Source organism: Pseudomonas mendocina (genome assembly GCA_037482215.1).
In the GTDB taxonomy this organism is placed as follows: domain Bacteria; phylum Pseudomonadota; class Gammaproteobacteria; order Pseudomonadales; family Pseudomonadaceae; genus Aquipseudomonas; species Aquipseudomonas mendocina_E.
Map to the genome: position 1 here is coordinate 569,922 of CP148074.1, position 14,092 is coordinate 584,013.

11 protein-coding genes are annotated in these 14,092 nt (G+C 54.4%); 5 read left to right on the forward strand and 6 right to left on the reverse strand.

What is annotated here, in order from left to right:
• Positions 1-101: 101 nt before the first annotated feature.
• Positions 102-1,880 carry an acyl-CoA dehydrogenase C-terminal domain-containing protein gene (locus WG219_02430; protein WXL26366.1) on the forward strand — a complete coding sequence of 593 codons (1,779 nt, stop codon included), beginning with the start codon at positions 102-104 and terminating at the stop codon, positions 1,878-1,880.
• A gap of 81 nt (positions 1,881-1,961) precedes the next feature.
• On the opposite strand, the gene WG219_02435 is transcribed toward WG219_02430, so the two are convergent.
• From WG219_02435 to WG219_02445, 3 genes are all read right to left on the reverse strand, one after another.
• The gene (locus WG219_02435) at positions 1,962-2,618 is read right to left on the reverse strand and encodes an endonuclease (GenBank protein ID WXL26367.1); all 657 of its coding nucleotides are present in this window, start codon (positions 2,616-2,618) and stop codon (positions 1,962-1,964) included.
• A gap of 390 nt (positions 2,619-3,008) precedes the next feature.
• The gene (locus tag WG219_02440) at positions 3,009-3,878 is read right to left on the reverse strand and encodes an alpha/beta fold hydrolase (GenBank protein ID WXL26368.1); all 870 of its coding nucleotides are present in this window, start codon (positions 3,876-3,878) and stop codon (positions 3,009-3,011) included.
• A complete protein-coding gene (locus WG219_02445; GenBank protein WXL26369.1) occupies positions 3,875-4,465 on the reverse strand; it encodes a TetR/AcrR family transcriptional regulator in 591 nt (196 codons plus the stop codon). Before WG219_02445 ends, WG219_02440 begins: the two co-directional genes overlap by 4 nt.
• 207 nt (positions 4,466-4,672) lie before the next feature.
• On the opposite strand from WG219_02445, the gene WG219_02450 reads away from it, so the two are divergent.
• The 3 genes from WG219_02450 (at position 4,673) to WG219_02460 (ending at position 8,447) form a co-directional block, all read left to right on the forward strand.
• A complete protein-coding gene (locus tag WG219_02450; protein ID WXL26370.1) occupies positions 4,673-5,269 on the forward strand; it encodes a LemA family protein in 597 nt (198 codons plus the stop codon).
• Between the two features lie 13 nt (positions 5,270-5,282).
• The gene (locus tag WG219_02455; protein ID WXL26371.1) at positions 5,283-7,190 is read left to right on the forward strand and encodes a M48 family metallopeptidase; all 1,908 of its coding nucleotides are present in this window, start codon (positions 5,283-5,285) and stop codon (positions 7,188-7,190) included.
• A 156-nt stretch (positions 7,191-7,346) separates the two neighbouring features.
• The gene (locus WG219_02460) at positions 7,347-8,447 is read left to right on the forward strand and encodes a GGDEF domain-containing protein (GenBank protein WXL26372.1); all 1,101 of its coding nucleotides are present in this window, start codon (positions 7,347-7,349) and stop codon (positions 8,445-8,447) included.
• Positions 8,448-8,613: 166 nt separating this feature from the next.
• Here the strand turns inward: WG219_02460 and WG219_02465 are convergent, their stop codons facing one another.
• The 3 genes from WG219_02465 to WG219_02475 form a co-directional block, all read right to left on the reverse strand.
• Positions 8,614-9,366, reverse strand: a complete 753-nt coding sequence (locus WG219_02465; protein WXL26373.1) for a hypothetical protein — start codon at positions 9,364-9,366, stop codon at positions 8,614-8,616.
• Positions 9,367-10,337: 971 nt separating this feature from the next.
• On the reverse strand, positions 10,338-12,410 hold the full coding sequence (locus WG219_02470; protein WXL26374.1) for a TonB-dependent receptor: 2,073 nt from the start codon (positions 12,408-12,410) through the stop codon (positions 10,338-10,340).
• A 61-nt stretch (positions 12,411-12,471) separates the two neighbouring features.
• The gene (locus WG219_02475; GenBank protein ID WXL26375.1) at positions 12,472-12,729 is read right to left on the reverse strand and encodes a type B 50S ribosomal protein L31; all 258 of its coding nucleotides are present in this window, start codon (positions 12,727-12,729) and stop codon (positions 12,472-12,474) included.
• A 220-nt stretch (positions 12,730-12,949) separates the two neighbouring features.
• Here WG219_02475 and WG219_02480 point away from each other — a divergent pair, with 220 nt between their 5' ends.
• Positions 12,950-14,014, forward strand: a complete 1,065-nt coding sequence (locus WG219_02480) for an SMP-30/gluconolactonase/LRE family protein (protein ID WXL26376.1) — start codon at positions 12,950-12,952, stop codon at positions 14,012-14,014.
• Positions 14,015-14,092 lie beyond the last annotated feature (78 nt).

Genomic DNA, 14,092 nt, shown 5'->3' on the forward strand with positions numbered 1-14,092 from the left:
TAATGGATATATGGTCACAACCTGACGCTACGTGTCTGCAATGTTGTTCAGTTAGACTCGCTGCGTCCCGTTATTTTCGCTGGTTTGCGTGAGGATTTCCGATGGCTGACTACAATGCTCCACTGCGCGATATGCGCTTCGTACTTAATGAAGTATTTGAAGTTTCCAAGCTGTGGGCGCAGCTGCCGGGCTTGGCTGACGTTGTCGATGAAGACACCGCTAATGCGATCCTCGAAGAAGCTGGCAAGGTCACGGGTGGCGTAATTGCCCCACTCAATCGCAGCGGTGATGAGGAAGGCTGCAGCTGGAACAACGGCGTGGTGAAAACCCCGGCTGGCTTCCAGGATGCATACAAGGCTTATGCAGAAGGTGGCTGGGTTGGTGTAGGCGGTGATCCGGTATTTGGCGGCATGGGCATGCCGAAGGTGATCTCTGCACAGGTTGAAGAAATGGTGAACTCCGCCAACCTGTCGTTCGGCTTGTACCCGATGCTGACTGCCGGTGCCTGCCTGTCGATCAACGCTCATGCCAGCGAAGAGCTGAAAGAGAAGTACCTGCCGAATATGTATTCCGGTGTGTGGGCAGGTTCCATGTGCCTGACTGAGCCCCATGCTGGCACCGATTTGGGCATCATCCGTACCAAGGCTGAGCCGCAGGCGGATGGCAGCTACAAAATCAGCGGCACCAAGATCTTTATCACCGGCGGCGAGCACGATCTGACCGAGAACATCATCCACTTGGTGTTAGCCAAACTGCCGGATGCACCGGCGGGCCCGAAAGGTATTTCGCTGTTCCTAGTGCCGAAGGTGCTGGTCAATGATGACGGCTCACTGGGTGAGAAAAACGCCCTGTCCTGCGGTTCTATCGAGCACAAGATGGGCATTAAGGCATCCGCGACCTGTGTGATGAACTTTGACGGCGCCACTGGCTGGATCGTGGATGCGCCGAACAAAGGCCTGGCAGCGATGTTCACCATGATGAACTACGAGCGTTTGGGCGTAGGTATTCAGGGGCTGTCTCTGGGCGAACGCTCCTATCAGAGCGCTGTTGAATACGCCCGTGAGCGTATCCAGAGCCGTGCGCCGACCGGCCCGGTGGCAAAAGACAAAGCAGCTGACCCGATCATTGTGCATCCGGATGTACGTCGCATGCTGCTGACCATGAAGGCGCTGAACGAAGGCGGCCGTGCCTTCTCCAGCTACGTGGCGATGCAACTCGATACTGCCAAGTACAGCGAAGACCCAGCCACCCGTAAACGCGCTGAAGAGCTTGTCGCGCTGCTAACGCCGGTGGCCAAAGCATTCCTGACCGATATGGCGCTGGAAACCACTGTGCATGGTCAGCAGGTGTTTGGTGGCCATGGTTATATCCGCGAGTGGGGACAAGAGCAGCTGGTGCGCGATTGCCGCATCACGCAAATCTATGAAGGCACCAACGGCATTCAGGCGCTGGATCTGGTTGGCCGTAAGGTGATTGGCAGCGGCGGTGCGTATTACAAGCACTTTGCTGATGAAATCAAAGCTTTCACCGACAGTGCTGACGCCTCATTGGCTGAGTTTGTTGAGCCTTTGAAAGCGGCAATCGCTAACCTTGAGCAAATGACAGCGGATCTGCTGGAGCGTGCGAAAGCTAACCCGAATGAAGCAGGTGCAGCGTCGGTCGAGTACCTGCAAGTGTTTGGCTATACCGCCTATGCCTACATGTGGGCATTGATGGCGCGCACGGCACTGGCCAAGCAGAGTGAAGGTGATTTCTATGTCAGCAAGCTGGGCACTGCGCGGTTCTTCTTTGCTCGTCTGCTGCCGCGTATTCACTCACTGACTGCTGCGGTCAAAGCAGGAAGTGAGAGCCTGTATTTGTTGGATGCTTCACAGTTCTGAGGGATACAGTAGAAACAGAAAACCCGGCTTACGCCGGGTTTTCTGTTTCTGAGCCGCTTAACGCTGAGAGTGGAGTGAGCTTTACTCTTTGATCAGCTCATTGACCAGTGCCGGGGTGTCGATAAAACGATTGCGTGAGCCTTGGAGCGCTTCAATTTTGTCGTTGCGCAGGCGTTCATCTGCATCTGGCGGGTCCATCTCATGCCATTGTTTGAATGTGGCAACATCGCCGGGAATCGGCAGGTCATATTCCACGTGCATGTAGAACAGGGCGCGCGCAACGTTACCCTTGGCATCATCCCGGGGCTCGACCATTTTAAAGCTGGTCTTCATCTCACAACCCAGTTCGGCAAAACTGACCTGTGCGCTGTCATCGAGTGTGCCGAACTGTGCATTGCTGCGCGCCTGATCGACCTGGCTCAAGGCTGGGTAGTAGTTATGCAGATCAGAAGCGATAAAGACGTAGCGCGGGTTCATGATGTTGCACTGACGATCAGTGACACAGCGCAGCGCGCTTTTCAGCTGTTTGGCGCTGTATACCGGGCTTGCCTTGAGTTGGCTGACGTCGCTGGTGAAGGTGCTGGAACAGTAGAGGGTCTTACCGCCTTGCTCGTAGATTTTGCTCCAGAGCAGTTGCGGCGTTGCTTTTGGGTCGGAGAGTTGGCTCTGACCGTTTGCAAAGGCGGTCAGGCTGATGCTGGTTGCCAAGCAGCTGAGGGCGATTACGAGTGAGCGCATTGCTAACCCCATGACCCCGTCGTCGGGGTCTGTTGTTTTTGTAGTCGGCAAGCAGTCTAACAAGAGCAAAGTCACAAAATAAAGCAACGTTCAGGTTTTGGGTTTTTGTAAGCAATTGCCTACAAATAGTTAGGTAGTTCTCCACTGTTCTACCCTAGCCTGAGTGGTTAATCTTTGTTCCATGGACGTCGCGCAGGAAGCGCACTTAGCAATAGGGAAACGTGGATAGTCGCCAGGATGGTGACAGACCAAGGATGTTCAAACAGTCTGCAAAGGCCCCGCAATGCGGGGTTTTCTTTTTTGGGCGCTCGCCTAATTTCTATTTCCTATTTACGCTCTGGCGCTCCGCTCATGTCATGCTCCGATGCGGCCAGTTGCTCAGGCAATCCACTATTTATATAGCTGTGCAAACCAGTTGAGTGCCTCATCCCATAGCGCTTGTGAAGAGGGCCTGAAATACCCCATGTGACCGATATTGCCGAACTCCTCTGGAGCATGAACCGTGCGGGTTTGGTAGGGCGCGTTGCGGTAACCAGCCATAAAGGCATCACGTGAGGCAGCGGGTGCCCACAGGTCGTCAGTTGCGTTACAAGCCACAATAGGTGTGGTGACGCTGGCAAAGCGCTCGGCTATGTCTGGCATGTCCGGGTCGTCGAAGAAGTAGCGCGGGTGACTGCACCATTTTTTCCAGTTGGTATACACGCCCATGGGCAGATCCTCGCCCATCCCCAGTTTGCTCCAAGCCAGATAGCCTTTAACCCGGGTGAGTATTGGGCCAATCAGATGCCACATCGTCAGAACACGGATCTGTTCACTTTTCGGCATCCAGCCATGCCAACCGGCCCCAGTACCAAATGTGTAGAAGCCTTTGACCTGTTGGTGATTGGGTAATAGTCCGAAGGCATGCCCGCCAAATGAGTGGCCAATCATATAAAGCGGATGCTCTGCATGGCTGTGTTGATCAACGGCGGCGGCCAGGTCGAGGTTGGCCCAGTCCAGATAGTGCATCTCGAAACCGCGAAGTGTGGCGGGTTTGGATTTGCCTATGCCGCGATAATCCAGCGTCAGGGTGCTGAAGCCCTGTTGGGCGGCGTACTCAGCAAAGCGTCGGTAAAAGCCTTGGGGAACGCCTGTGGCACCGGCAATCAGCAGATGGGCCTGCGGATTCGCTGCGTGATAGCGAGTAGCGGCCAGCGGATAGCCGTCTAGTGCGCGCAGCGACAGGTTTTCACTCTGGATAGCGGGGCGTTCGGTGCTCATGGATGGGTTCCGTTTAAGTGTTGTTGCTCGGTGAGTTCAAACAGGGCGTCGATGGCATTGAGCAGCGGTTCGCTGGAACCGGCAACACGGGCTTGCAGCAGCACGCCTTCGTAGAGTGAAACAAATAGTGCGGACAGCTTGTCGGCCTGTTCGCGGCTGTAGCCAAACGCGTGCAGGTGATCACTCAGCCCCCGGCGGATGGTGACGAAGCAGCGTTGCAAGGCTGCGCGTATTTCGACGTCATCCGGGCTGCTTTCAAGGGCGATGGTGGCCAGGGGGCAGCCTCGTTCGAAGCGGCTGTTTTCCAGCTGTACCAAGGCACCGGCGAGCCATTTTTTCAAGGCCTTGAGCGGGGCTGGTTGCTGACTGAAGAGATGGCTGAAGTGCTGGTCGCTCTGTTCGCCAATGGCGTCGATGGCGGCCACGGCGAGTTGGGTCTTACCACCAGGGAAATGATGATAAAGGCTGCCCTTAGGCACACCGCTGATTTCCAGTATTTCACTGAGGCCAACACCATGCAGGCCTTTGCGTTGTAGCGCATCTGCCATGGCATGGATCAGTTTGCTGCGGGTCGGTAAGTTTTCCATGCCTAGAGGTATAGACCGGTCGGTCTAGCGCTCCAAGTGACATTCTTGTCATCCCCGCCTTGTATTCAGTCACGCCGATAACCGGTGCGTGCCGTCCAGACCTTTTAGCGAGCCACGGCTATTACGAGCCTGTTAATGCAAAGGGGGCTTGTGGCACGCTTTTTCCGCTACTATCTGACTCTTTCCGACAGGCAATAAGGATTCTCCATGTCCGTTTCCACGATGATTTTCCTGGCTGTAGTCGCTGTGCTGGTGTTTTACGTTATCGGCATCTTCAACAATCTGGTGTCGTTGCGTAACCGCTACAAGAACGCCTTTGCCCAGATCGAGGTGCAGCTCAAGCGCCGTTACGATCTGATCCCGAATCTGGTGGAAACGGCTAAGGCTTACATGGCCCACGAGCGCGAGACGCTCGCAGCTGTGATCGCCGCCCGTAATGCGGCTGTAAGTGGCCTTAAAGCCGCGGCGGCACAGCCTGGCAGCGCGCAGGCTATTGCTCAGTTGAATCAGGCTGAGTCTATGCTGACATCGGCCATGGGGCGCATGGCGGTCACTGTTGAGGCTTACCCGGACCTGAAGGCCTCCGCCAACATGCAGCAGCTCAGCGAGGAACTCACCAGCACCGAGAACAAGGTGGCGTTTGCCCGTCAGGCTTACAACGATTCGGTCATGGCCTATAACACCTACAAGCAGACCTTCCCGCCAGTGTTGGTGGCCGCAACCTTTGGTCACGGTCAGGATGCCAGTTTGCTGGAGTTTGCCGACAGTGCTGCGATTCAGGATGCCCCCAAGGTTTCTTTTTGATTTGGGGCATTGAATGAATTTTTTTGAGCAGCAGGAAAAGGCTCAGCGCAACAGTGGTCGTCTGCTGTTGTTGATGGTTCTGGCTGTGGTCAGCCTGATCAGTATCACCAGCTTGGCGCTGGGAGCACTCTGGCAGTTTAGCGGGGATAGGCCAAACCCAATGGCCAGTGGCGCCGCTGCCTGGCTGCCGCCGTTGGAGTTAGTGGCACTGGTGTCGGTGGTGATCATCGCGGTGGTGCTGGTGGGAAGCCTGTACAAATGGGTTGAATTGCGTAAAGGCGGTGCTGTAATCGCCGAGCGCTTGGGCGGGCGTCTTATCAACTTGGCTCCGCAAAGCCTTGAAGAACGCCGCTTACTCAATGTAGTGGAGGAGATGGCGCTGGCCTCTGGCACACCTGTTCCCCCCGTGTACGTGCTTAATGATGGCAGTATCAATGCCTTTGCTGCGGGCCTTACGCCACAGGATGCTGTGATCGGTGTGACTCAAGGTGCTATCAGTCAGCTGAGCCGGGAGGAACTGCAAGGGGTGATCGCCCATGAGTTCAGCCATATCTTTCACGGTGACATGCGCTTGAATACGCGGTTGGTAGCAGTGCTGAACGGTATTCTGTTGTTGGGGCTGATTGGCGATTTTCTGCTGAGCAGTGCTGGCAGAATCCGTAGCCGCTCCAAAAAGGACAGCACGGTCGAGATTATTCTGACTACGGGCCTCGTATTGTGGATTTTGGGCTATGCCGGGACGTTTTTCGGTAGCTTGATCAAGGCTGCAGTCAGCCGTCAGCGGGAGTTTTTGGCGGATGCGTCGGCGGTGCAGTTCACCCGTAACCCGGACAGCATTGCCGGTGCTCTCAAGAAAATTGGCGCAAATCAGCAGGGCTCCCAGCTTGTCAGTGCTTATGCGGCTGAGTTCAGCCATATGTACTTTGCCGCAGGCATTGCCCGAGCCGTGAGCGGGTTAATGGCCACTCACCCGCCGCTGGATGTCCGCATTCGCCGTATCACTCCGGATTGGGATGGCTCGTACTTGAGCGCAAGTGCTCAGGCTTCAGCTTCAGGGGGTGCCCCCGTTGATCCGAACTCAGCCTTTGGCGCTACTGCATTCAGTGGGCAGTCAGCACTGGCCTCCATTGCTGCGATTGGTGAGCCAGGCGACAGGCATTTGGCCCAGGCCCGCGGTGCTTTAGAGCAGCTTCATCCTGCGCTGAATGAAGCTGTCCACAGCGCTGTTGGGGCTCAGGTCGTGGTCTACGGACTGCTGCTGGATAAGCGCCCAGAGCAGCTGGATAAGCAGCTGCAGGCGCTTAAGTCGCTCATTTCCGTTGAGGCACACGGCGTGCTGTTGCAACTGCAGGATGCCTTAACGCGGTTACCCGTTCAGCTGCGGTTGCCGGTTCTGGATTTGGCAATCCCTGCATTGAAGCAAATGGGGGAGCATCAATACGCCAACTTTAAGCGTGCGCTCGTGGCGTTGATCCGTACAGATGGCCGTGTGGCGCTGCATGAGTGGGCATTACTGCGTATCGTCGAGCGGAACGTTAATAATCAACGGCCGGTGAACAGCCGTTACAACCTTTCTGAACTGGCTGCTGAGCTTTCGGTGGTGCTGACACTTATGGCCAGAACGGGAGCCGCTCGGGAGCAAGAAGCCGAACAGGCCTTTGCTGAGGCGCGCGAGGTGCTGGGCGCAGAGCTGGAGGCGGTTAGTTTTCTAGCAGTGACCGCGACGAGTTTGGAGGCGTTTGAGCAGGCTTTGGGGCGGTTGAATCTGCTCAAACCACTGCAAAAGCCGCGTTTGCTTAAAGCACTGGCTCGCTGTGTTGAGCATGATGGGCGTGTTGAGGTGTTAGAGGCCGAATTGTTACGAGCTGTGGCAGATATTCTGGACTGCCCGATGCCGCCTCTGCTGGTGCCTAAAGCGTGATAACGGAAGCTGCGTATTTATCGACTGAGTCAAAAAAACGCTGTGACGGCAAAATGGCGTGTGTTTTTTTTGTACGCTCGTAACACATAATGTTCGTTATTGGCTAAGCTGCTTTCAATCAAGGCGCACAGACGCCTCAGCTGTCAGGGCGACAACATGTTTTCTAAAGTGCACAAAGGTGCATCCTCACCTGACTCTCCTGCGCTACGGGAGTTGCAGGATGAGGGACAGAGGTCCATTACACGCATCATTTTCGTCGTCACCGGATTGGTGTTGGGTAGTTTTTGCCTGATGCAGTTTGCTGCGGGCAATTATCTATTTGCTTCATTCGAGTTGATTTGCGCCACTGCTCTCTTAGGCGCCGGATGGCGTATTCATGCTGTCCACAATCTGCAAATGTGGCTGTACGGCTATGTTCTGAGCACGGTTGGTTTCCTCATATACATCATCGTCATGCCCAATGCCTCAACCACTGCATATGTGTGGGGATATATCGTTCCGGTTTTAAGCTACCTGCTGTTGGGACGCTTGCGCGGTGTGATCATCACGGTTGCGTATACAGCGATTGCGTTGGCTTTGTATCTGCGTAATAGAGAGGTTTCACTCGAGCCCCATGAAATCATTGACCTGGCTAACGCCATCGGTTGCGTGATTATGGTGACTCTATTCGTGCATCTGTTTGAATCACGCAGGGCGGCTGCTCATCACCAATTGCAGAAGATGGCACGGACTGATGCGCTGACAGGTGTGGCCACCCGAGGCAGCTTTCAACAGTATTTGGATCAAACCATCCTAGAGTCAGTCCGCTCGCAAAGCCGCTTTGTGTTAGTGATACTGGACATCGACCACTTCAAAGAGGTGAACGATCGCTGGGGCCACGATGCGGGTGACCAAGCCCTGCGTCACGTCTGCGATATTCTCGGACAGCGCCTGCGTACCTCTGACACATTGGGCCGCATGGGGGGCGAAGAGTTTGGTCTTTTACTGCGCAATACCGATAGATTCTGTGCTGAACCCTTGGTCGAGTACTTGCGCGAGTTGGTATGCACGACGCCATTGAATTATCGCGGTCAGGAAATCCATCTTTCAGCGACCTTTGGTTTGGCGGAGTGGCCGGTGGATGGTGAAACCTCCGAAGCGCTTTACCGCCAAGCTGATCGCCGTCTCTATTATGGGAAGGCGGCCGGTCGTAACCAATTGATCAGTGAAGATAAGTCACCCCCTGAGGTGTTTATTTCGGAAGGTGGTTCTGCTTAGTTTACCTGTCTAATAAAGCGTATAAGCACCTTAGAGCGAGGGTGTTGAACTTTGCTCGGGGTTGGCCGTTACTGGAAAATAGACAAAACTAAAACAAGGCAAAGCAACTTTGCATGTGCTTTGAGTCCAGCCCCTAGTGACCTGCGCGTTCCTATATTTTGCGTGCTTAGAAGCGCATAACTACGCCCACAACAGGCCCTTTTTGTACTACGTCGTAGACAAAACTGCCTTTGTTGTAGTCAACGCCCAATGCACGGTAGCCTGCAACGGCGGACAGGCTGTTGCTGAACTGATAGCCGACTGTGGCAGCAACATCCCAGTCCAGGTCTGCTTCACCGGCGCCGATTAGCCCCCAACCGCTGAGGTAGATTTCTGGGGTCAGGGCATAGCGGCCACGCAGGCCTGTCACCGCATCAACCCAGGTGTCGCTGTCGTGGCCAGAACGATCACCGACCAGGCCGCCTTTAAAGTTAATATCGGTGCTGGCGTGCCAGAGGCGTGCGCCGGCTACCCAGTCCACTAACGCGCGGTCTGTTTCCACGATGGCATAACCAGCGCCGAGGACCCCGGCAAAGGTTTCAGATTTAACGTTGATGTGATCAACCAGGACGCCTCGTGGTGTATCCGCTCTGCTGGATATCTTGGTGTAGACCACATCAGAAAACAGGCTGAAGCGACCTTTGCGTGCTTCGGCGATGGCCATGAATGAGAAGTCCAGGTCTTTCCAGATATCACTGAAACTGGAGTCCATCTCGATTTTTGGAAGGTTGAACTGGCCGACATCGCCGGATATTCCGGCGCCCCAGAAATAAGGGCTGAAGGCGAATTGCCACTCATCTTCCGTGCCCTCAGAGGCAAAAATGGGCGTGATACTGAGTGCGCTGAATGTGAGTAGTGTGAGTGCGGGACGCAAATTCATGATGCTCTCCTGTGCAGTGCGTAATGATCCAGTGAACAGGCCCGTAACCATAAAACGTAGTGGCGTGTATTCATTTAGCTGTGGGCTTATACGCTGTGCCGATTTTGTGAGTGACTTACGCCTGGTAAAGCTGGTCGTTATGTTTTCCAACTGTCCGGCGAACAATAAAACTTATTTAAGGTTTTAAACTGATCATTAAGCATAGTCCGCTATTTTTGGTCTGCTTGTGCGCAGGCCATTAATTTAGGGCGTGATTGTGATGCGGAATATAGCGAGCGTGCTAAAAAATGTATGCAGAGTTTAGTGGCATGTTCTGACACAGGAGCGAGGTTGAAGTTTCAGGGGGTTCTTATTAAAAATGAAATTTAGTTATAAAGTGTTATTTGTTAGGAGGGGCGTTACGGTTGTTCTAATACCTCTTTGAGGTGCGTTTTGGTGTTTTGGTAAAAGCTGCCGCGAGTCCACACTTCAGGACGTTCAATGCAGGCTCTCGTTGCGGCTATGTACCCTGAGCAGCCGGTGCATGCTTATGGCTTGAGACGAGAGATAAGAGTCTGGTGATTGAGGTTTTCAGCCTGGACTGATTGTTATTGTGGAATTAATCGTGACTGCAAACTGTATTAATGTGCGATTTATCACATTTCTCGCTCATTAATATTTAGTGGTATTACAGGTTTAACGATTAATACAAATAACGGCTGTTTGTTTCCTGGCTGGTAAGGATGGGTTTCGGAGCGGACAGATCCAGTGGTATCAGAAGTGGGTGGAGGTTAATGGTTATACGAATACCACTTGTGCAAACAAGGCTTAGGGTTGAGTCGATAAAAGGGGCAGGAAGTTCGGTTTTAAATAAGTGCATTAACCCTGCATGAGCGTGTGGGCTCTGCATGTGTTGCGTCTTACTAGTGGTGAGATTTGTGTATTAAACAGGGCAGCAACCCAGGAGCCAGGTTGCCACCCGAAGTGGAGCCCTAGAAGCTTAGTCGAACCCCTACGGTGAAATTGCGTCCCGGCTGCAACACGTCATCTTTGATGAATGAGCTGTGATTGCGGATACGTTCATCCAGCAGGTTGTCGCCTTTGAGGAACACTTGATAGTCGGTGTTTTCAAGCTTGCCCTGGTAGCTCAGGCCGGCAGCGAGCATGTTGTAGCCTGAGGTTTCGGTCTCGTAATCAGCCACTTTGTTCTGGCGCTGTGAGCGATAGAATTCAACATCGCCGCTGATGGCATCGGTAAATGTCTGATTGACCCGCACACCGAGACGGTCTGCCGGGATACGTGGCAGATCACCACCGCTTTTGAGTTTGCCGCGAACGTGGTCGCCGAACAGCGTCACATCTGTTTTGTCGGTCAAGGCATAAGTCACGGAGCCTTCTGCACCTGTCAGGACGGCGTCGCGCTGGCGGTATTCGATTTCGCGATAGCCTCCGCCCACGTTGTGGCCGGTGTCGGCGGCATAGATGAAATCATCTACTTCATTGCGGTACACGCTGAGCGCAAAGGTAGTACGTCCACTGAATTTGCGCAGGGTCAGCTCAGCGTTTTTCGAGGTTTCCTTGTCCAGGTCCTCATTGCCCAACTCAATGGTACGGGTCGCCGCGTGAGGGCCATTGGCATACAGTTCTTCGGCTGTCGGCAGGCGCTGCGAACGGGACAATGAGAAACCCAAGGAGTATTCCGGGGCAAAGGTCCAGACTGCACCGGCTGAGATTGATGTGCCGTTGTGGTTGGTATCTCTGGCGCCTTTGGCGTCGATGTCCTGCCACTCGTGACGCAGACCCAGCTCATAACGCCAATCGCCGCTGGTGTATTCCTCCAGCAGGAACACTGCATGGTTGTTGGTCAGGGTCGGTGGAACGTAAGCCTCTTCGCCGCTGGCCTCAAAGTCGCGGCGCATGGTTTGCCCGCCGAGCACGCCACGCCAGCCGAATAGTGGCTCGTGGGTCAGTTCAAGGCGTGCGTCTGTGGATTTATTGTCAAAGCGTGTGCCGATTTCTCCACCTTCGATTTCATCGTGTCGGTAGTCACTGTGGCCGACGCGTAGTTTGGCCAGCTCAAAGCCCGGCAGTGGATCGGTGAGTTCGCCGCGTAGATCCCAGCGCTTCTGCTTCATTTTGATGTAAGGCACGCCTGCGTGATCGTGGTCATGGCCGTCGTGATCATCGTGATCGTGGTCATCATGATCATGTTCATCGTGGTCATCATGTCCGTGTTCATGGGCTGCACAGTGCCAGTCACGTGGACCGTGGGTATGGCAGTCGGCGTGCTGGTGGGCAAGCAGGCCATATTCAATATTTTGTTCACTGTAGGCTGCGCCGATATACCCGCGTTCGCCGATAAAGCTTCCGCCTAGGCTATAACTGTCGGTGTCGTTAAAAGAGCCCGCTTGCTTGCTTGGAGAGCCCGGTATTTCGTATTCATTGTCCTGGCGTTTGCTGCCTTCGGCCCTCAGGGCAAAGTTACCTGTCCCGGCAGTAATGCCGAACATTCCCGCGCCCTGGTTGGCGACCGAATTGGCGCGCAGCTCCAGTTCACCCTCGTAGCCTTTTTCCGGTACGTAAGTGGGGACTTTTTTGTCTATCACGTTGACCACGCCACCAATCGCGCCACCACCGTAGAGCAAGGTGGCGGGGCCTTTAAGTACCTCAATGCGTTCAGCCAAGAGCATCTCACTGGTAACAGCATGGTCAGGGCTGATAGTCGAGGCATCGCCAAGGTCTACGCCATCACTAAGTACCTTCACCCGAGCCCCGTCCAGCCCCCGGATTACCGGGCGGCTGGCGCCTGCACCAAAACTGCTTGAGTGCACGCCAGGCAGGGTATTGAGGGTCTCGCCAATGGTGGATGCACGGCGTTTCACCAACTCATCACCCTGCAGCACTTCCGCCGGAGTGGTCATTTCATTGATGGAGCTGTTCAGCGCGCTGGCGCTTACCGTGGTGCTCTGCAGCTCAAGTGAACCTTGAGGTGCATCCGCCAAGGCATAGGTAACAGGTAGGAAGGCGAGGGTTATTGCATAAGCAAGCGGGTGACGACAGTTCACTTTTGATTCCGATGTTATATCGTTGCAATTATTGGCAGTTAAAGCAGGGTTTGGGTGCGCTTTATGGCTTAGCGACAAAACCGCCAAAACGTTTGTTGAATCCGGCGATGCGGCCCTCGGCTTTGGTCTGGCGCTGCTGCCCGGTGTAGATCGGGTGCGAGGCGCTGGATACGTCCAGAACAATGTAGGGATAGGTGTTGCCGTCTTCGTGGGTATACGTCTTGTCGGTATCGGCCGTTGAACCGATAAGAAAGAACACATTGGCAGCTGTGTCGTGGAATAGAACGGGGCGATAGTCGGGGTGAATTCCCTTTTTCATGGTGAATCTCCTGGTACGTTATATGATAACAATATCGTCAGCGTCAGACATTTTTCAACACAAAAATGCTCAAGCTAGCTAACTCACTGAATCAGTCAGTACGTTTCAGCCCAGGTGAAGTGGATGTTGGGTCATGAATTTGGCGTGATGGGATAGGCTGGTTAGGCCTGCGTTTGGCTAGTCTTTGGCTTCAAATGAGTCGTCAAATAAGGACGTTGCCATGCGAAAAGTATTTGTGGTGTTGCTTGCAGTTGTTGCCTATCTGTTGTTCTGGCCCACTTCGGTTCGCCCTGTGGCTTGGAAGCCCGCAGCAGTGCCTCCTGCTGAAGGTGCCTGGGTGCCAAACCAGAGAATGAATGCTGCCATTAAGGACCAGAGCAACATCGCTGGGCCAGACACGGTTGTGCAAGATGCCGATGGCTGGCGTTATAGCGGCCTTGAGGACGGCCGTATTGTGCGCTGGCGACGGCAGCAGGCGCATGAGACTTTCGTGAAGGTCGATGGCCGCCCAGTAGGTTTGGCGTTCGGGCCGGATGGCAGCTTGTTTGCAGCGGATGAAGTTAAAGGTGTGGTGTGGAAGGTCACCCGGGATCGTCAGGTTTCGCAGGTGGTGAAAAGTACGCCGGAGCGTCGCTTTACCTTTATCGACGATTTGGTCGTAGCCCGCGATGGACGCATTTTCTTCACTGAGGCCTCAACCCGCTGGAGCCTGCCGGATAACAAACTGGCGATGCTGGAGCATGGTGGTGATGGTGAAGTGTGGCTGCGTCATCCGAATGGCCGCCTTGAGCGAGTTCTGGATGGTCTGGAGTTCGCCAATGGTGTGGTGCTTTCGCCAGATGAGTCTTACTTGCTGGTGGTTGAAACCGGAGCCTACCGGATTACCCGTCTGTGGTTGGAGGGACCGCGCAAGGGCGAGCGCGAAGTGATACTGGATAACTTGCCGGGGTTTCCTGGCGACATCTCCAATGCACCAGACGGCACGTACTGGGTATCCCTGTTCACACCGCGTAAAAAGCTGCTCGATGAACTTGCACCCCATCCGTTTTTGCGTAAGGTGCTGGCGCGCTTACCGGCCGCTCTGATGCCCAAGCCGGTTGCATATCCCTTCGTATTCCGTATTGATGGTGACGGCAAAGTCCTGGAAACCCTGCAAGCCGGATCAGGCAGCAACCTGCCGAGCTTTAGCAGCGTCGTACAAGCTGGAAATGAGCTGTTGCTGGGTACGCCGGGCGGTGTTGGCGAGATTGATTCGGATGGAGCATACCGTGTGAGATTGAATTGATGGCGGGCTGACCGGCTGTCGTTAAGTCCTCAAGAACCTTCCCTTAGAACCGATGGATTACATACGGGCTGCTAACTT